Below are 18,219 nucleotides of genomic sequence, written 5' to 3' on the forward strand. Positions count from 1 at the left end.
CCCCCCCCCCCCCCCCCCCCCCCCCCCCCCCCCCGACGCTGTAGCCGAGGACGTGGTGCAGCACCATGGCGTCGTACTCCAGCGGTGAGTGGGCGGGCACGGGCAGCGGCTGGAGCCGGCTGCCCGTGTGTGCCACCAACTGGGCCCACCCGGCTGCGGTGGGGTTGCTGCTGCTGACCACCGTCGACCACTGGCAGGCGACGGCGGCGAAGGTGGAGCGGACGGCGTCCGGCGCCCGGCGCGTGCCCAGGTGGACCCGGGCGTAGCCGAGGTAGGGGCCGGTGTAGAGGGTGCGGAAGCCCTCGAACACCACGGGGCCGCAGCCGGGGCCGGGGGACGGCGGCGGGCCGGGCAGGCTCATCCGAACGCCTGGGCCGGCAGGGCGTGCGGGCCGGTGGGGGTGGTGAACGGGAGGGGGGCGCCCGTGGCGCAACCCTCGGGACGGCCCTCGTGTCGGCCCTCCCGCCTGGCGGTCTGCCACAGCGGGCGGATCAGGTCGGGCTGGCCGCCGACCGCGATGGTCAGCCACTGCACGGGCTCCCACTCGGGCACCCGGGTGCCGTCGAACACGTCCCGGATGACGTCGAGGGCGAGCCGGTCGCCGCTCAGCCTCCTGATCTCGGCGTCGGTCGGGCTGCCGGCGGCCAGGCGCAGGCCGCGCAGTGCGGCGTCCAGGCCCGGCGGCTCCGGCGTGCAGTAGCCGCGGGCCGCCGCCCACAGCGGGTGGAGGTCGGCCGGGTCCACGCCGTAGACCTCGCCCAACCGGCGGGTGACGGTCCAGGACGGCACGCGTTCGCCGGTCAGGATGCGGCACAGGTAGGAGGCGGTGACGTTGCTCTTGTTGCCTGCGACGCGCAGGGTCATGCCGCTGGCCTGGTGCAGGTGGGTCAGCGCCCTGGTCAACGGCCCGTCGGGGCCGGCCAGTCCCGCTAACCCGGTGCATCCGTCCGCGCCGGCGCCCCGCGCGCCCTCCTCCGTCCTGTCGCTTCTGGGCCGGGCCTTGCGGGCGCGGGGCGCGTCCACCGGCACGCTCTTCCGCCGTGTGACGCTCCGCTGGTAGCGGCCGGTGGGGTAGTGGCGGGAGAGCTTGTCGACGCTGATGCTGAGCGCCGCGGCGATGTCCACCGACTTGCTCTTGCGGACGCGCGCTTGTTGGACGACGACCGCGGTCAGGTCGACCGTGACGGAGTGGCTCTGGGTGAGCAGCGCCAGGCTGTCGAAGCAGTGGCCGCCGCGGATCAGCCGTTCGATCTCCTGGAAGTGCTGCACCGCTTGCTCGGCGATCGCCAGTGCTTCGTGGTCGACCATCTGGGTCCTGGCCTGACGGGCGCGCTGCTGAGAGCTGCGGTACGCCTTGCCGCACGCGTCGTTGCAGTACTGCCGCGGGCGACCGACGCCGCCGTTCTGGCCAACGGGTTTGCCGCAGTTGCGGCAGGAATCGGCGTCTCCCTGCGCCTTCGGGTCCATGGGTGTCGCCCTTTCGAGGGGAGTGTGAAACGAGTAACGGGGTGCGGAATCGGAGAGTTTTCCGCGGTGCGGGGCGGAAAATGCCTTCCGGTTCGAGTCTGGTTCCGGGACGCGCGACATCCGAGTGCCTCCGATCGACATCAGTGTCAACAAGGGCCGACTGCTGTGGGGAGCCCACAGGTACGGCGAAGGCGTCGATGACAAGGGAACGAGGGGGTCCCGGCACGTTCCAGCCGCCGTCCCGCGGTGGCCCGCTCGCCGTGGGCGTCAGCGAGCGAGTCCCGCTGCCATTGCGTCAACACGGCTTCCAGCAGGGCGAATTCGTGCTTGTTGCCTCGGCTGTCAAGCTCCAGGGGGGTTTCATGACCCGGGTCGCGCGGGATGCTAATTTCGGACTCCCGCGGACTGACAGACGTCATGGCCGGGCCGCGGAAAAGGTCGGGAGGCACAACACCCTCCTTGATCGTGGAGTTCCGACAAGAGCGGAGGGTCCCGGTGCATGGTTGGCGCCGGTGCCGGGACCTCCGTGGTCTCGATGACGCTACCCGCTCACTCATACCATCGACCATCACTACCGTCCGTAAATGGGTTGCTCGCGGTTCCCGGATGTTCACATCCACAACATGCGGAGCTCATTCGGCGATAGTCGGTCGACATCGGTCGCCGTTAGCGCCCAAATCGCCATATAGCGGGGGTAGCGTTTTGCGCTGTGCACGCCCCCAACTCACCCCGGAACGCCCCTCATTGAGTTGCTCGTTCCTCTGGCGCCGGCCCACCGGTCCGGGTTCAGCGCGACGCCGCGGGCCTCACCCCATCGACCGCCGGCGGCGGAATTGCGCCGCCAGCCTCCCCCAAGGCGCCACCTAGCTGCGCCATCGACCATCCGACGCGTCACGGGCACCCGGCCGGGCCGTACGGCGGTCAGCGGGGGTGGCGCTGCGGTCCCGGACACTCCATCTGGCCTTCAGCCAGGGCGCATTACGCGCGGTGACCGCAGGCGCGCTCGCCTGCGGCCACGGGCCGGCGCGTAGGTGAGGCGGCGTCAGTCGGCTTCCGTCTCAGGGGCGTTCGGGCGGGGGGCGGAGCCGTACGGGAGGGCGTTCCAGCCCTGTTCGAGGAGGTCGAAGGCGGCGTCGAGGGAGCGGGCGTCGGGGCCTGCCGCGGGGTCGATGTCGGGGGCCTCCAGGGCGAACCGGGCCAGGGCGGCGCAGTACGGGTCGTCGGCGGCGGCGCCCACCTCGGCGGCGATGGCCCGGGCCAGCGTGCCTTGATGGCGCACCCACATGCGGTGGGCGTAGGCGGATAGTGCGGGCGTGTTCCGCACCAACTCGCGGAAGGCGGCGAAGCGCTCGTCGCTGTCCCGGCCGCCCCTGGCCTGTCGCACGTGCTCGCGCAGGGCCTGCGGAATGGACTGGCCCGGGGCCCGCTCGCGTACCGCCGCCACCAGGGCGGCGTCCCGCTCCGGTTCCTCGTCGAAGACCAGCGCCTCCTTGCCCGGGAAGTGCTTGAAGAGAGTGGTGGTCGATACGTCCGCGGCCTCGGCCACGTCACGGATGGAGACCCGGTCGTAGCCGCGCTCCAGGAAGAGCGCGAGGGCGGCATCGGCCAGGGCCTGTCGCGTGGCCGCTTTCTTGCGCTCGCGGCGCCCCATCGTCGCATCAACCATGGGGTCACCCTACAGCGGAGCCTGACCGAATCCATAAGTTGACCCATTGCACTTTTGCGGGAGCACCCCGCCCACCCACCCCATCCCGGACCGGCACCAGACGTGCACCGCAGGACGGCCGCACACCCTCGACAGGCGCACCACCCGCCCCGCCTCCACCTCCCACCCCTCTTGCTGTAAGCGTCGCATTCTCTCTAGGCTCATTACATGACCGTGACGCGGCAGGCCGCCGAAGCCGACATTCCCGAGCTCGTACACCTACGGGCGCTGCTCTTCGAAACGCTCGGCGGTGAGTTCTTCAACCCTTCGCCGGCGGAGCAGGGATGGCGGGACGCCCTCGCCACGGTGTTGGTCGGGCACCTGTCGGCGCCGGACGTGCACGTGCTGGTCGTCGACGGTACTGGTGGCGGGCTCGCGGCCTGCGGCATCGGCGTGGTCGAGCAGCGCCTGCCCAGCCCGCACTTGCCCAACGGCCGGGTGGGCACCGTCCTCGGGGTGATCACCGAGCCGGCCCACCGCCGGCGCGGGCACAGCCGGGCGATCATGACCGGGCTGCTCGACTGGTTCGCGGGACGCGACGTCGCACGCGTGGACCTGCACGCCTCACCGGAAGGGGAGCCGCTCTACCGGGCACTGGGCTTCGCCGACCACCCCGACCCTGCCCTGTACTGGCGCCCCTGACACACCGTCAGCGCCCCCCCTGGGGGCCGCGGAGAACCCCAGTCGGGCGCTCCCCCACCCCTAACCCTGTCGACCCCACCCCCACTCGCCAGCCGCCCCCTCCATCTGACCGACCGTCGAGCCTGCCCACCCCGGGACGGCGATCGCGCCACCGGACGCCGGCGCCCTCGCGTACCGCCCCGTCTCCCGTGATCGCGGTCGCCGGCGGCGGACACGGTCGCCGGCGGGGCCCCGGCCCGGTCACTGGCCCAGACCACCCGCGCGGATCCGACCGCTGACCAGGCATTGACGGTGCGTCAGCTCCCGGACGCGGCGCTCGGGGCCCTCGGGCGGCCACCGACCATTCGCTCGTCCGCGGCGACCCGCGCGATCGCGGGGTGTGCCGCGGGGACCCGTCTGACCAGGTCCTTGGCAGCGCGCGGCCACCATCCGTCCGCCTAGTGCGGCGTCTTCGCGGTCAGTGGCCGGCGGTCGTGGCAGCTTCTGCCCCCGGCCCGCTCCACCACGTCCAGAACCGTTGACGGCTTGGTCCAGACCATTTACCGTACGACTGCTTCCCTGGCCGCCGACGCCCCACGAATCGCGCACCACGGCCCCCAGGTAGCGCGTGTGCTCGGTTCTGCACGTCCCCTGTACAACCCCCCACAGGGAGAGAGCCATGTCTCAACACCATCGCAGATTTCGGAGCAGAGTTGCCGCTCTGCTCACCGTCCTCGTCCTACCCCTCGCCCTGCTGACCGGTCTGTCGAGCTCCGCCCAGGCGGCCGGGACGCTGACCGCGACCTTCTCCATCCAGGACAACGGCTCCTGGTGGAAGGGCACGTACACCATCCACAACAGCGGTTCCGCGGCCGTCAACGGCTGGCAGCTTGAGTTCGACCTGCCGGCGGGGACCACGACCAACGGGCACTACTACGGCGACGCCACCGTCACGGGCAACCACGTCTCGGTGAAGAACGCCCACTACAACGGCACGATCCCGGCCGGCGGCAGCAGCGACCCGTTCAGCTACTGGTTCATCGGCAACGGGCCGGCCAAGGCGCCGACGACGTGCACCATCAACGGCGACAAGTGCGACGGCACGCCCGACGTGCCGCCCACCGCGCCCGGCACGCCCAAGGTCACCACGGCCACCGCCCGCAGCATCGCGCTGAGCTGGCCGGCCTCCTCCGCGGGCGACTACCCGGTCAAGTCGTACGAGGTCGTCAGCGACGGCAAGACGGTCGCCACCTCGGACACCAACTCGGCGACGGTCACCGGCCTCACCCCGGCCACCAGCTACACCTTCGCGGTGCGGGCCAAGGACCGCCGGGACAACCTCAGCCCGCTCAGCGCGCCGGTGACGGCCACCACCGTGGACCCCGCCAGCGACCCGACCCCGCCGACCGCCCCCGGCAACCTGCGCTCCACCGCCAAGACCTCCTCCACGGTCACGCTGGCCTGGGAGAAGGCGACGGACAACGTGGGCGTGGCCGCGTACGACGTGTACGAGGGCGGCAAGCTGGCCAAGACGGTGGCAGCGGACACCACCACGGCCACCATCAGCGGTCTCTCACCGGTCACCCAGTACTCCTTCACCGTCAAGGCCCGGGACGCGGCGGAGAACTCCTCCCCCGCCTCCAACACCGTGAAGGTCACCACCGATGACCTGGCGGGCGAAGGCCAGCACCTCAACGTGGGGTACTTCGTCCAGTGGGGCATCTACGGTCGCCAGTACTTCGTCAAGAACCTGGACACCTCGGGTGCGGCTGCCAAGCTCGACGTCATCAACTACGCCTTCGAGAACCTCGACCCGAAGAACCTGACCTGCATGGCCGGCGTCACCAAGGGCACCACGACCGACCCGCAGGACCCGGACCAGGGCACCGGCGCCGGTGACGCGGACGCCGACTACGGGCGGCCCATGTCGGCGGCCCAGTCGGTGGACGGCGTGGCCGACGACGGTTGGGGCAAGCTGCGCGGCAACTTCAACCAGATCAAGAAGCTCAAGGCCAAGCACCCGCACCTCAAGGTGCTGGTCTCGCTCGGCGGGTGGACGTTCTCCAAGTTCTTCTCCGACGCGGCGGCCACGCCCGAGTCGCGCGAGAAGTTCGTGAAGTCCTGTGTCGACGTCTGGATCAAGGGCAACCTGCCCGCCTACAACGGCGCGGGCGGCCCGGGCACCGGCGCGGGCGTCTTCGACGGCATCGACGTCGACTGGGAGTGGCCGGGTTCGCCTGACGGTGGCCACCCGGGCAACCACTACAACGTCAAGGACAAGGAGAACCTGACGGCGCTGCTGGCCGAGTTCCGCAAGCAGCTCGACGCGACGGGTGGCGAGCGCAAGTTGCTGACCGCCTTCACGCCGGCCGACCCGGTCAAGATCGACCAGGGTTGGGACCTGTCGAAGATCTTCAACTACCTGGACTTCGCCAACGTCCAGGGTTACGACTTCCACGGCTCGGGCAGCGACAACTCGTGGGAGCCGAACCGCACCGGCCACCAGGGCAACCTGTTCACCGACACCGATGACCCGTACCCGACGCACTTCAGCATCGAGGAAGCCCTCAAGCCCTACATCGACGCCGGGGTCAACCCGCGCAAGCTGACCATGGGGTTCCCGTTCTACGGGCGTGGTTGGCAGGGTGTGGAAGAGGGCGGCAAGAAGGGTGAGTGGCAGTCGGCGAAGGGGGCCGCGCCCGGCCAGTTCGCCGAGGAAGCCGGCATCCGCGGGTACCAGAACATGCTGTCCAGCGTGCCCAACATGACGATCCACCACGACGAGCAGTCCATCTCGACGTACGGCTACACCGGCCCCGGCGGTCAGTGGTGGTCGTTCGACGACGAGTGGTCGATCGCCAAGAAGACCGCCTGGATGAAGCAGAAGAACCTGCTCGGGGCGATGATCTGGGAAATGTCAGGTGACACCCCCAACGGCAGTCTGATGAACGCCATCGACAAGGGTCTGAAGTAGCGGCGCAGGGCCCCGGCCCGCGTCACGCCACCGGGGGCGCTCCTGCCCCGGCGGACCCCTAGCACCTCGTACCACCCGCGCTGGGGTGGGGCAGGTTCCCGCCCCAGCGCCCTCGGCCCGGCCCGCGCCTCGCGCTGGCCGGGCCGCTTGGCGCGTACGCCACCGCCGGGCTGGCGGGGTCCGTCAGGCGGTGTCTTGCGGGTGAGTGCTGGCGTAGTGTGCGGCGATCTCGTCGCTGGTCGTCAGCCAGACGCCCGGGTGACCCACCACGTACTCCAGGGCCTGTGCCAGGTAGCGCTGGCGGAAGGGTTGGCTGATGACGAAGGGGTGCAGGGCCAGGGCCATCACCCGGCCGCTGTCGGCGGATTCGGCGTAGAGCTGGTCCAGTTGGTCGCGTACGAGGCGGACGAAGTCGGGCCCTGACAGGTGCTTGCCGACGAACAGGGTGATGTCGTTGACCTCGATCGGGTACGGCACGCTCAGCATGCCGGGCACCCTGAGCCAGTACGGCTGGTCGTCGTTGGCCCAGTCGAGGACGTACTCCAGGCCCAGTTCGGCGAGGAGGGCCGGGGTGCGGAAGGTCTCGGTGAGTGCCGGCCCCAGCCAGCCGCGGGGACGCCTGCTGGTGGCCCGCTCGATGGTGTCGACCACCTCGCGCAGGTAGTCGCGCTCCGCTTCGGGCGCAATGGTCGACTGGTGGCGGGAGTTGTCCGCGCCGTGCGCGACCCAGGCCCAGTTTCTGTCCATTCCGGCGGTAATGATCTGCGGATACTCCGTACAGACCGCGGAGTTGACCATCGCACTGGCCCGTAGCCCGTAGCGGTCGAGGCACTCCATCAGCCGCCACACCCCCACTCGGGGGCCGTAGTCCCGCCAGCCGTGGTTGAGCGGGTCGGGGGTGAGTCCGGTGGTGTGCGCGGTGATGCTCAGTCCGGGCCGGTCGATGGGGTAGTGCTCGATGTTGACGGCGACGTAGAAGGCGATCCGGGCGCCCGTGGGCCAACGGATCGGCTCGCGGCCGACGATGGGGCTGTAGTCGTAGGGGGGGTGGTCCATCGATGCTCACCTCGTCGCCAGGGTGTCGCCAGGGTGGGGCCGGCGCGGACCACCAGGGTAGTGAGCGACGGGTGGGGGCGCGGGGCGCGGCCGGGGGGGTTGCCGCCGGTGGGGTGGCGTTCGCGACAGGGTGGCACCGGCCGGAGCGGCGGCTACCCGCGGCTGCCGTAGGCGCCCGCTCCCGCGGCGGCGGGGCGAGCGCCGGGCAGCCCGGCGCGGGAGCGGCGGGCCCGGTGGGGCGGACCGGCCGGGGCGGGGTCGTCGTGGGTGGCCCACCCGGTCCCGGCCGGCCGCAGGCCCCTCAGCCCGCGCGGGCGGATCCGCCTCACTCCTGCGGGGCGCCGAGCACCAGCAGGTAGTACGCCAGGTGGTCGCGCGAGAAGGCGCGGTAGAGGTCCATGACGGCGTCGGTCTGGGCCGTGGCCTCCTTGCCGAACCGCTCCTCGATCTCCGCGCGCCGGTCGTTGTACAGCACGGTCATGAAATCGCTACAGAGCACCATGTTCGGCGTCATGTTCTGCACCTGGAGGATCTCGTACCCGGCCTCGTGCACCTCGGCGAGCAGGTCGGGGAACGGCTTGGGCGGCGGGCTGGCCCACAGGCGGGCGAAGGCGGTCGACTGTTCCACCGGGGGCGTGCCGCGCCGGCAGAACTCGGTCATCAGGAAGCGACCGCCGGGGCGGAGCACCCGGCGCGCCTCGCGGAATCCGGCCGGCCGGTCGGAGAGGTGGGCGAAGCAGTCGATGGACCAGGCGGCGTCGAAGGTGGCGTCCGGGTAGGCCAGGTCCATGGCGTTGCCGTACTCGAAGGTGATCCGCTCGCTGAGCCCCGCGTCCTGGGCCCGCTGCCGACAGCGGAGCAGTTGTTGCTGACTGACCGTCACCGCGGTGACCCGGCCACCGGAGCGTTCGGCCAGCCGTACCGTGGGACCGCCGGTGCCACAGCCGATGTCGAGCAGGTCGGAGTCGGCGACGGGGGCCAGGGTGTCGATGAGGAAGTCGGTCTGGCGCTCCTGTGCCAGGTCGGCGAGGTCGATCAGGGAGGGGGAGCGGCGGGGCGTGTCGTGCGGGACGAACAGGCCCACGTGGATGGCGGCCGTACCGAGCGTCATGGCGATGAGATCGCCCGACTCGTCGTACATGGCCCCCACTTCGTCGGGCGTCAGCGCCGTGGGTGTGTCGGGGGTGGTCGATTCGGTGGCGGGGTCCGTGGAGGGGGTCGGGGAGGGGGTCGGGGTGGGGGTGGTGTCGAGGTCAGCCATGGCCGTCGTGGGTCCCTTCTGCACAAGTTGCCGATGGGGTGGGTGGGAGGCCGTGCACCGCTTGTGGGGGCGGGAGGGTGCCGCGGGGGCGTGGGGCCACGGGTTCGGCCCCGGGACGGTGTGGTGTGCGGTGTGTGCTGGCGCCGGCGGGCGCGGGTGGAGGTGGGGCGAGCGGGCCGGGAGGGCGGCGGCGACGCGTACGCCGGTGTCCGGCCCGTCACGTCAGCGTGCCACCCGGGTCCCGGGTTGTCTGCGGTCCGGGTGGGCGCGCTGCCGGGCAGGCTCGCGGATTGGCCCCGTGCCCGCCGGCGTGTCGCCGATGTGCGACGCGGACGGCGAGCCGGCGCGAAGTCCCCCACCAGCGGTGGAGCGTCCGGCGCTGGCTCGTGGTGGCGAGGCGGCGCGGCCGGGGGGCAGCGGTGGAACTTGACCGATTCCCCGTGCGTCGCCTCCGGGGCGCCGCCCCCGCGCGGCTGCGGCGGGGGTAGTACGTCCGGCGTACGCGGTGACGCGGGCGCGCCACCGGTTCACGGCCGGCCCGCCGCGCCGACCTCCTCCCCCGCCGGCACCGGCCCCGGCGGGGTGCCGTCGCCGAACGGCCGGCCGCCGAGGCGCTCGCGGTGGTGCGGGGTCAGCCAGTCGGCGAGGTCGGGGCCGAGGGCGACGATGCGGGTGGGGTTGATGCCGGTGTGGACCTGGTAGTAGTGGCGTTTGATGTGGTCGAAGTCCACCGTGTCGCCGAACCCGGGGGTTTGGAACAGGTCGCGTGCGTAGGCCCACAGCACGGGGTCCTCGGCCAGTTTCCACCGGTTGCACTTGAAGTGGCCGTGGTAGACCACGTCGAACCTGACCAGGGTGGTGAAGAGGCGGATGTCGGCCTCGGTGAGGGTGTCGCCCATCAGGTAGCGGTGGTCGGTGAGGCGTTGCGCGATCCGTTCCCAGCAGCGGAACAGGGCCAGGCAGGCGCGTTCGTACTCCTCCTGCTCGGTGGCGAAGCCGGCCTTGTAGACGCCGTTGTTGAGGTCGCGGCCGATGGTGGCCATCAGCTCGTCCATCGCGTCCCGCTGGTCGGCGGGGTAGAGGTCGGGGGCGCCGGGCCGGTGCAGGGCGCGCCATTCGGTGGCCAGGTCGAGCGTGAGCTGCTGGTAGTCGTTGGTGACCAGGCGTCCGCTGGCCGCGTCGACGACCGCGGGCACGCTCACGCCACCCGGGTAGTCGCGTTCGCGCGCGTCGTACGCCTCGCTCAGGTAGCGGATGCCGAGCACCGGGTCGCGCCCGTCCGGGTCGAGCGTGAAGCGCCAGCTCCGGTCGTCCTGGATGGGGTCGACGATCGCCATCGGCAGGGCCTCTTCGAGGCCGAGCAGCCGGCGGGAGATCACCGCCCTGCTGGCCCACGGGCAGGCGCGGCTGACGACCAGCCGGTAGCGGCCGGCCGCGACGGGCCAGCCGTCGGCCCCGTCGGCGGTGATGCGGTCGGTGAAGTGGCTCGCGGAACGGCGGAAGGGCTTCCTCCCGTACGCGGTGTTGCCCGGCTCGGTCTCGGTTTGGCCCATCACGCCCTCCTCGTCGGTCGGCCCGTCGTCGGGCCACTGGCCCGTGCCGGGGCCCGGCCGGGCGTGGCGTCCGGCCGGCACGGCGGCCGGTGCGCACCGGCCGGGCGGCAACCCCGCGGGGGTATGCGCACGGCTTCGGTGGCGGCGTGCGCGGCGCCTGCGGGCGGGCCCGTTCCGCGGCGGGACGCGTGGCGGGTACCCGTACGGCTGGCCAGCACACCCCGGCGGTCGCGCCCCGGGGCCCGGCACAGCGCCGTCTTCCGTTCCCGGCGCGCCGGGGCCGGGCAGTGACGACACCGCCATCCGGTGGGCCCGTGGGTGGCACCACTGGGGCGGGAAGGGTGGGGCGGCGGCGCGTGGTGGGTGTGACGGGCAGGTGTGGCGCGGATTGGAGTGGGGTGTGTTGCGGCGGGTTGGGTTGGAGTGGGGTCGGGTGGGACCGGATGGGTGGTTGCCTAGAGTTCGGCTTCGATCGCGGCGGCGGTCTCGCGCAGCAGGGGGGCGAAGCGGGCGGCGCGTTCGGCGCCCATCCTGGTGCTGGGCGCCGAGATGGTCACGGCGACCACGCATGCGCCCTCGCGGTCGTGCACGCCGACGCCGATGCCGTGCACGTCGGGCACGCTCTCGTCGATGTTGAGCGCGTAGCCGCGCTTGCGGCACTCGGCCAGGTCGTGCTCCAGCGCCGCGAGGTCGGGCAGCGTCGACGTCGTCAGGTGTTCAAGACCTGCGGGGTAGATCATGCGCACCGTCTCGCCCGGGAGTTCGGCCAGTTGGGCCTTGCCGCCGGCGGTCGAGTAGGCCGGGAGCCGGTCACCGGTGCGCGGGGCGACGCGCAGCGGCTGTGGGCCCTCGACGCCGTCCAGGAACACCGCGTCGGGGCCGTCGAGTTGGAGCAGGTTGGTGGTCTCGGCCGCGGCGTCGCGCAGCCGTTCCAGGTGTGGCCGGGCCAGCCGGACCAGTTCCCTGGTGCCGATGCGGCGCCGGGACTCCACCACGGCCCGGCCGTGGGCCAGGCCGAGGAGTACGGGGCCGAGCCGGTACTGCCGGCCGTCGGGGACCTGTTCGACGAAGCCGTGCCCGCGGAGCGTGGACAGCAGCCGGTGTGCGGTGGAGCGGGCGACGCCGAGGTGTTCGCTGACGTCGGTGACCCGGACGGCGTCCCGGCCGCCCAGGTAGACCAGGGTGCGCAGCGCGTTCGCCACCGAGCTCGCGCCGTAGACGTCGCCTTCCGGAGTGTTCTGCATGGCCGAAAGCTTAATCCGAGGCGTTCTGTTGTACGGAAGGGTGGGGGCTGGCACGAGCGGTGGGGTGTCGGCCGGCACGGGGCCTTTGCGTGCCGGCCGACGGTTGGGGCGGGTGCGGCCGGGGTTAGCGCGCGCCCGCGCGGGTGGCGGTCTCCTTCGTCCCGGCGCTGGTGGGGGCGGTGAGGGCGGTGGCGTCCATCGGGTTCGTCTGCTCGGGCGCGCCCGGTGGGGCCGGGGTGGCGTCGGCCTCGGACAGGCCGATGCGGGAGTGCAGGGTGCGGAGCGCCTTCGGCGCGTACCAGGCCGCCCCGCCGAGCAGGCGCATGGCGGCGGGCACCAGGACGCCGCGGACCAGGAGGGCGTCGATGACGATCGCCAGGCCACTCCCCAGGCCGAACATCATCAGGAAGCTGATCTTGCTGGTGCCGAAGGCGAAGAAGCTCACCGAGAGCAGGCCGGCGGCGACCGTGACGATGCGGCCGGTTCGGGCCAGCCCGTCGGTGACCACGCGGTGGCCGGTGACGCCGGCGTCGTGCAGCTCCTTCATCCGGCTCGTGACGAAGACCTCGTAGTCCATGGAGAGTCCGAAGGCGACGCAGAGCAACAGGATCGTCATGGAGGTGTCCAGCGGCTGGGCGGTGAAGTCCAGCACCCCCGCGCCGTGGCCGTCGGCGAAGATCCAGGCCATGACGCCGAGCGCCGCCGCCAGGCTGATGGCGTTGAGGAGCAGGGCGCGCAACGGTTGCACCACGCTGCCGGTGAACAGGAAGAGCAGTACGAACGTGGTGAGCGCGATGAGTCCGCCGGCCAGCGGCAGCCGGGAGTTAATGGCGTGGATGGTGTCGACGAGTTGCGCGTCCGTACCTCCCACGAGCACCTCGGCGCCGGCCGGCGGCGGCACGGCGCGTACGGCCCGCACCAGGTCTCTGGCCTGCGATGACTTCGGGGCGGGCGCGCCGACGACAACCAGGCGCTGGGCGTCTGGGCTGGCGAGCGCCCGGGCGGCGGGCGTGGCCTGCTGGTGGTCGCCCGCCCGGTAGGTGCCGGCGCTGGTGTCCACCCGGACGACGCCGTCCAGTCGGGACAACTGCGCGGCGTACGTGCGCAGCGGCGCGCCCGTGACCGGTCCGGTGGCGATCACCTGGAGGGCGTCGCTGCCGTTCTCGGGGAAGTCGCGCTGCATCTGGGTGGCCACTTGCCGGCTGGCCGAGTCCTGGGGCAGGACGCGTTCGTCCGGGGTGCCGAAGGAGACGCCGAGCAGCGGGCTCGCGGCGAGCAGCAGGACGGCGAGGACCGGCAGCGCGGTCAGCGCGGGCCGGCGCATGACGAGGCCGGCCAGCCGTCCCCACCAGGGTGCTTCGGCGCCGCAGTGGGCCGAGGTGAAGGGCACCCGTCCGCTGTTCACCTTGGGGCCGAGGAGCGCCAGCAGGGGCGGGACGACCAGCAGGGCGCTGAGTACGGCCATGATCACCACGCCGATGCCGGCGTAGGCGAAGGAGCGTAGGAAGAAGGGTGGGAACAGTAGGAGTGCGGCGAGGGCGGCCATCACGGTGGCGGCCGAGAAGACGATGGTGCGGCCGGCCGTGCGCACCGTGGTGTGCAGCGCTCGTGGCACCGGGGCGCCGGCGGCGAGTTCTTCGCGGAACCGGCTGACGAGCAGCAGTGCGTAGTCGATGCCCAGGCCGAGGCCGAGTGCGGTGGTCAGGTTGATCGCGAACACGGAGACGTCGGTGAGGCTGCCGAGGACGAAGAGTTCCGCGAAGGTGCCGACGATCGCGACCAGGCCCACGACCAGCGGCAGCGCGGCGGCTACCAGGCTGCCGAAGACCAGGACCAGCAGGATGAGGGTGACGGGGATGGCGATGGCCTCGGCGAGGGCGAGGTCCTTGCCGACCTGGGCGGTGATGTCGTTGCCGGCGGCGGCCTGTCCGCCTGCCTGGACCCGGACGCCACTTCGCTCGCCGCCGTAGCGGTCCACGAGTTCCTTCGCCCGGTCCTCGGTCTGGCTGTCGTTGCCCTGGACATGGGCCACCACCAGCGCTTTGTGTCCGTCCTTCGAGGTCAGGGCGGTGCCGCCGGCGTCCCATGCGGAGCGGACCTGGGTGACGTGCGGCTCATTCCGCAGGCCGGCGGCGATGGCCCGGCCGCGTTCGGCGACGGCCGGTGGCGGGCCGTCGGGCGCGTGGTCGCTCCCCGTGTCGCCCGGTGCGGGTTGGATCAGGAAGACGAGGTTGGCGTCGCCCCCGAAGCGGGTGTCGACCAGGGTCTGGGCCCGGGTGGAGTCGGCGTCCGGGTCGTCGAACCCGCCGCCTTGTAGCTTTCCGAACGCACCCACGCCCACGGCAGCCATGGCGACCACGGCCACGGCGGCCAGCGTGAGCATCAGTCGGGCCCGCGCGAGTGCGACGCGGGCGATCCAGGTGAACATCGAGCAGCATCTCCTCGTGACGGCGGCTCAGCCGGCCGCGGGGGCACGGCCCCTGGGTGCGGCCGGCCCGTCGATCGCGACGGGCGCAGCGGTCGCCCTGTGGTGCCGTACGCCACGGGTCGACGGGGTCAGCGGGCGTGCGGGGCACGCGCCGGTGGCCCGTCGGCGGGCCGGCTGCCGCCTCTCCGCGGTGTCCCTCCGCCGTGCGGCACCGGCACGGTTCGTCGTGCGCGGCACCCACGACGGCAGACACACCCCCGTAAGCAGCAAGTTTCACTATCTATAATAGAGAGCAGCACTCTCCAATAGCTAGCCCGATTCGAAGGAACCCTCGTGCGGGCCGCGCCCCGTCGGCACGCACCTCGTCAACACCCCCCCTCGTACGCGGTGTTGACGTTCCGGACAGGAGCGCTCGACGCGGCGCGCACCCACTACGCGCCCACTGCGCATCCCGCGGGAGAGGGCCACTGTTCGACAGAGCAGAACACAGGCTGACACCCATTCCACTGTGCGGGCATCGTCTCTACATTGAAGGTCCTGACAGCGCCGCGCCGGTCGTGGCCGCCGCGATCCGCGCGGGCTGTGGTAGGCGGCGGCGCACGGGGTACCAACCCCTATGGCTTCGGCACGTTCCACCACGCGGGGCGATGCGATCGGGGCGCCCCCTTGGACGTCACGCCGCGGGCCGCCAGGCCCCGCTCCCGAGCAAGGAGATCCGATGAAGGCTGCACCGGAGGACGTTCCGGCCCCAGAACCGGTGACCGGTGACCGACCCCGCAAGGGCGCGGTCGGCGTGGCCGGACGCCTTCGCCCCTGGCACTCCCTGTGGCTGTTGCTGCTCCTGGGTTGGACGGTCAGCGCGGCCGACCGCGCGGTCACCGGACCCGTGGTCTCCTGGATGATCGACAACGGGGTGGGGTTCCTCGCCGACGCCGACGATCCGCACGCCCTGGGCGGGTTGATCGGTGGACTGTTCTTCGCTGGTTACATGCTCACCCAGTTCCCTGGCGGCTACCTCGGGGACCGGTACGGCCATCGCACGCTCATCGTGGTGAGCCTGTTGTGGGCCGGCATCGCCACCATCGTGACCGGATTCCTGGGTGGGTTGATCGCGTTCATCGTGGTCCGCGTGGTGACGGGGCTCGGCGAGGGCGCCTTCTACTCCAACGACCGGACCCTGGTCACCGCGACCACCCCGCCGCGCGACCGCAGCCTGGCCATGGGGGTGGTGATCACCGGTCTCGCGTTCGGCATCACCATCGCCATCGTCGGCACTCCCCACTTCATCGACATGGGCAAGTGGGTGCTGCCCGACGTCGAAGCCTGGCGGATGGCCTTCTGGATACTCGGGGTCGCCACCCTGCTCGTGGGCCTGGCCACCACCTGGTACTTCCGTACGCACTTGCAACTGCGCACCGTCTGCTTGGCCACCGCGCACCTGGGTGCCTACGCCGCCGTCTCGCTGATCCTGGTGATGGCCGTGTACGTGATCGGGGACCGCTCGGGCCTGTCCGACCTGTGGATCGCGGTGCTCGAAGTCGCGCTGGCCGCGGGGCTCGTGCTGTTCGCGTTGGCCCGCAAGGGGGAAGAGCTCGGGCCCGTGCTGAAGAACCGGGATCTGTTCCTGCTCTACCTCGCCAACATCGCGATCCTGTGGAACCTGTGGTTCTTCAGCTTCTGGTCCGTCTCGATCGTGGCGGGCGCCGCGCACTCCTCCTTCGCGAGCGCGGCACTGACCGCGGGCTTCAACGCCGGCGCCGGCATCCTCGGTTTCCCCGCAGGTGGTTGGCTCTCCGACTACGGGGTGCGGCGCGGCTGGAGCCGCAAGTCGATCATGCTGTCCTGCACCGCGGTCCAGGCCCTGCTCACCGTTGCCTTCGCGTGGTACCTCGGCGCCGCCGAGCGGCCCTCGCTGTGGGTGATGGGGGTGTTGCTGTTCACCGCCAGCCTCTTCTTCAACGCCCTCCAACCGGTGGGCCACGCCCTGACCGCCGAGCTCGCGCCGCCGGAGCTGCGTGGCTCGGCGTTCGGCATGGAGAACCTCATCGGCGAGACGGGGGCGGTGCTCTCGCCGGCCGTCGGCGGGGTGTTGCGCGACTCCACCGGGAGTTGGACCGCGGCCGTGTGGCTGGACGCGGCCATCGTCGTCGCCGGCTTCTGCCTCCTCACCGGTGTTCGCACCCGTAAATCCTTGCCGGGGTAACCCGCCGTCACAGCGCCCACCCGTGGGCCTCTGGGGCCCGCCGGACCACCTCGGTGCCCGGCCGGGGCCTTTCCCTCCCAGAAACACCAGAACAAAGGAACCACCACGATGCGCACCGTCCGCGACGCCGCCTTCGACGTCCTGCGTCAGCACGGCATGACGACCCTCTTCGCCAACCCGGGCTCCACCGAGGTGTCGCTCCTCACCGATCTCCCCGGCGACCTCTCCTTCGTCCTCGCCCTCCACGAGGGTTCGGTGGTGGGGGCCGCGACCGGTTGGGCCATCGCACGGGAGGAGCCGGCGCTGGTCCTGCTGCACACCACGGCCGGGCTCGGCAACGCGGTCGGCGCGCTGGCCACCGCACGGGTCAACCGGGCGCCGCTGGTCGTCATCGTCGGCCAGCAGGACCGCCGGCATCTGACTCAAGTACCTTTTCTCACCGGCCGGTTGGAGGGGCTGGGCGGTGACTATCCGGTGCGGGTGGAGACCCCGACCCGCGCCCAGGACGTGCCCGGTGCGATCGGTCGGGCCGCGCACGCCGCCCGCGTCCGACGCGGCCCCGCGCTGGTGATCGTGCCCATGAACGACTGGGCGGAGCCCGCGGAGGATCTGCCGCTGCCGGCGCCGACCGTCCTGCGCCAGGCCACCGGCGCCGATCCGGAGACCGTCGACCACCTCGCGGACATGCTGGCCGCTTCCCACTCCCCCGCCCTGGTCGCCGGGGCCGCCGCGGACACCGACGCCGGCTGGGCCGCGCTGGTCGCGCTCGCGGAGCGGCTCAACTGCCCGGTGTGGCAGGAGTCGTTCGGCGCCCGCGCCGGCTTCCCGCAGGACCACCGGCTGTTCGCCGGCCACCTGCCGGCGGACCGCACCCGACTGCGCGACACCCTTGCCCCCTACGATCTCGTACTCGCCGTCGGCGCCCCGATCCTCCGTCAATACGCCTACGTGCCGGGCCCGTTGGTGCACCAGGGCACCCGGCTCGCGCTGATCACCGACGACGCCGAGGAGGCCCAACGCGCCCCGGCCGAACTCGCCGTGCTCGCCCCGCTGCCCGCCTTCTGCGCCGCCCTGGCGCAGCGGGTGCCGGCGCGCGAGCAGGCGCCGGCGATCCCCGCCCGGGCCGAGCGGCCGAGTCCGCCGCTGCCGGGCGAGTCGCTGCGCGCCGCCCATGTGCTGTCCGCCCTCGCCGACCGGCTGCCCGCCGATACGGTGCTGGTCGAGGAGACCCCGTCCAGCCGCCCCGAACTGCACGCCCTGGTGCCGGCCCGGCAGCCGCTCGACTTCCTCAGCGCGGCCATGGGCGGGCTCGGCTTCGCACTGCCCGCGGCGATCGGCGTACGGATGGCCGTGCCGCACCGGCCGGTGGTCGCCGTCGTCGGCGACGGCTCCTCGCTCTACCAGATCCAGGCCCTGTGGACGGCCGCCCACTACGGGGTCGGCGCGGTCTTCATCGTGTTGGCCAACGGACGCTACGCCATCATGGACAGGCTTGCCGAACAGCAGGGTGGCAAGGCACCCTGGCCCGCATTCGACGAGGTCAGCGTCTGCTCGCTGGCCGAGTCGCTGGGTTGCTCCGCGCGTCGCATCACCCGTTACGAAGAGCTGGTGGGAGAGCTAAGCTCGCTGGCCACGTCGTTCGGAACGCGTACGGAGCCGCTCGTGCTTGAGGTCGTCGTCGAGCCCGATCCGGCCTTTCGCCCGTGA

General features: G+C 72.0%; 12 protein-coding genes. 5 read left to right on the forward strand and 7 right to left on the reverse strand.

Annotated features, from left to right (window positions below; all coding sequences use genetic code 11):
- Positions 1-65 precede the first annotated feature (65 nt).
- Positions 66-266, forward strand: a complete 201-nt coding sequence (locus ACMA1D_RS12030; RefSeq protein ID WP_414723892.1) for a hypothetical protein — start codon at positions 66-68, stop codon at positions 264-266.
- Between the two features lie 91 nt (positions 267-357).
- On the opposite strand, the gene ACMA1D_RS12035 is transcribed toward ACMA1D_RS12030, so the two are convergent.
- Complete coding sequence (locus ACMA1D_RS12035) at positions 358-1,467, reverse strand: helix-turn-helix domain-containing protein (RefSeq protein ID WP_414723893.1); 1,110 nt, start codon at positions 1,465-1,467, stop codon at positions 358-360.
- A gap of 1,042 nt (positions 1,468-2,509) precedes the next feature.
- Positions 2,510-3,133: a TetR/AcrR family transcriptional regulator gene (locus ACMA1D_RS12040; RefSeq protein ID WP_414723894.1), complete on the reverse strand. Its 624-nt coding sequence runs from the start codon at positions 3,131-3,133 to the stop codon at positions 2,510-2,512.
- A 207-nt stretch (positions 3,134-3,340) separates the two neighbouring features.
- Between ACMA1D_RS12040 and ACMA1D_RS12045 the strand changes: the two genes are divergently transcribed.
- Together ACMA1D_RS12045 and ACMA1D_RS12050 are read left to right on the forward strand one after the other, a co-directional pair.
- Positions 3,341-3,814 carry a GNAT family N-acetyltransferase gene (locus tag ACMA1D_RS12045; RefSeq protein WP_414723895.1) on the forward strand — a complete coding sequence of 158 codons (474 nt, stop codon included), beginning with the start codon at positions 3,341-3,343 and terminating at the stop codon, positions 3,812-3,814.
- A gap of 658 nt (positions 3,815-4,472) precedes the next feature.
- Positions 4,473-6,767 (forward strand): glycosyl hydrolase family 18 protein, encoded by a 2,295-nt coding sequence (locus ACMA1D_RS12050; protein WP_414723896.1) that lies wholly within the window; start codon positions 4,473-4,475, stop codon positions 6,765-6,767.
- Positions 6,768-6,950: 183 nt separating this feature from the next.
- On the opposite strand, the gene ACMA1D_RS12055 is transcribed toward ACMA1D_RS12050, so the two are convergent.
- The 5 genes from ACMA1D_RS12055 to ACMA1D_RS12075 all read right to left on the reverse strand — a co-directional run bounded on the left by ACMA1D_RS12055 (position 6,951) and on the right by ACMA1D_RS12075 (position 14,309).
- The gene (locus ACMA1D_RS12055; RefSeq protein ID WP_414723897.1) at positions 6,951-7,823 is read right to left on the reverse strand and encodes a polysaccharide deacetylase family protein; all 873 of its coding nucleotides are present in this window, start codon (positions 7,821-7,823) and stop codon (positions 6,951-6,953) included.
- A gap of 325 nt (positions 7,824-8,148) precedes the next feature.
- Positions 8,149-9,084, reverse strand: a complete 936-nt coding sequence (locus tag ACMA1D_RS12060) for a methyltransferase domain-containing protein (RefSeq protein WP_414723898.1) — start codon at positions 9,082-9,084, stop codon at positions 8,149-8,151.
- Between the two features lie 527 nt (positions 9,085-9,611).
- On the reverse strand, positions 9,612-10,637 hold the full coding sequence (locus tag ACMA1D_RS12065) for a glutathione S-transferase family protein (protein WP_414723899.1): 1,026 nt from the start codon (positions 10,635-10,637) through the stop codon (positions 9,612-9,614).
- A gap of 455 nt (positions 10,638-11,092) precedes the next feature.
- Positions 11,093-11,881, reverse strand: a complete 789-nt coding sequence (locus tag ACMA1D_RS12070) for an IclR family transcriptional regulator (RefSeq protein WP_414723900.1) — start codon at positions 11,879-11,881, stop codon at positions 11,093-11,095.
- 124 nt (positions 11,882-12,005) lie between these two features.
- Positions 12,006-14,309: an MMPL family transporter gene (locus tag ACMA1D_RS12075; protein WP_414723901.1), complete on the reverse strand. Its 2,304-nt coding sequence runs from the start codon at positions 14,307-14,309 to the stop codon at positions 12,006-12,008.
- Between the two features lie 718 nt (positions 14,310-15,027).
- On the opposite strand from ACMA1D_RS12075, the gene ACMA1D_RS12080 reads away from it, so the two are divergent.
- Complete coding sequence (locus ACMA1D_RS12080; protein ID WP_414723902.1) at positions 15,028-16,512, forward strand: MFS transporter; 1,485 nt, start codon at positions 15,028-15,030, stop codon at positions 16,510-16,512.
- Between the two features lie 108 nt (positions 16,513-16,620).
- Positions 16,621-18,219 (forward strand): thiamine pyrophosphate-dependent enzyme, encoded by a 1,599-nt coding sequence (locus ACMA1D_RS12085; protein WP_414723903.1) that lies wholly within the window; start codon positions 16,621-16,623, stop codon positions 18,217-18,219.

This window comes from Streptomyces sp. 796.1 (genome assembly GCF_047525675.1).
Classification (GTDB): Bacteria; Actinomycetota; Actinomycetes; order Streptomycetales; family Streptomycetaceae; genus Streptomyces.

Excerpts from the sequence above, each read along its gene's own strand:
- ACMA1D_RS12080 (WP_414723902.1), top strand. The coding sequence starts at position 15,028 with ATGAAGGCTGCACCGGAGGACGTTCCGGCCCCAGAACCGGTGACCGGT.
- ACMA1D_RS12040 (WP_414723894.1), bottom strand. The coding sequence starts at position 3,133 with ATGGTTGATGCGACGATGGGGCGCCGCGAGCGCAAGAAAGCGGCCACG.
- ACMA1D_RS12065 (WP_414723899.1), bottom strand. The coding sequence starts at position 10,637 with ATGGGCCAAACCGAGACCGAGCCGGGCAACACCGCGTACGGGAGGAAG.
- ACMA1D_RS12070 (WP_414723900.1), bottom strand. The coding sequence starts at position 11,881 with ATGCAGAACACTCCGGAAGGCGACGTCTACGGCGCGAGCTCGGTGGCG.
- ACMA1D_RS12075 (WP_414723901.1), bottom strand. The coding sequence starts at position 14,309 with ATGTTCACCTGGATCGCCCGCGTCGCACTCGCGCGGGCCCGACTGATG.
- ACMA1D_RS12060 (WP_414723898.1), bottom strand. The coding sequence starts at position 9,084 with ATGGCTGACCTCGACACCACCCCCACCCCGACCCCCTCCCCGACCCCC.
- ACMA1D_RS12055 (WP_414723897.1), bottom strand. The coding sequence starts at position 7,823 with ATGGACCACCCCCCCTACGACTACAGCCCCATCGTCGGCCGCGAGCCG.
- ACMA1D_RS12085 (WP_414723903.1), top strand. The coding sequence starts at position 16,621 with ATGCGCACCGTCCGCGACGCCGCCTTCGACGTCCTGCGTCAGCACGGC.
- ACMA1D_RS12045 (WP_414723895.1), top strand. The coding sequence starts at position 3,341 with ATGACCGTGACGCGGCAGGCCGCCGAAGCCGACATTCCCGAGCTCGTA.
- ACMA1D_RS12050 (WP_414723896.1), top strand. The coding sequence starts at position 4,473 with ATGTCTCAACACCATCGCAGATTTCGGAGCAGAGTTGCCGCTCTGCTC.
- ACMA1D_RS12035 (WP_414723893.1), bottom strand. The coding sequence starts at position 1,467 with ATGGACCCGAAGGCGCAGGGAGACGCCGATTCCTGCCGCAACTGCGGC.
- ACMA1D_RS12030 (WP_414723892.1), top strand. The coding sequence starts at position 66 with ATGGCGTCGTACTCCAGCGGTGAGTGGGCGGGCACGGGCAGCGGCTGG.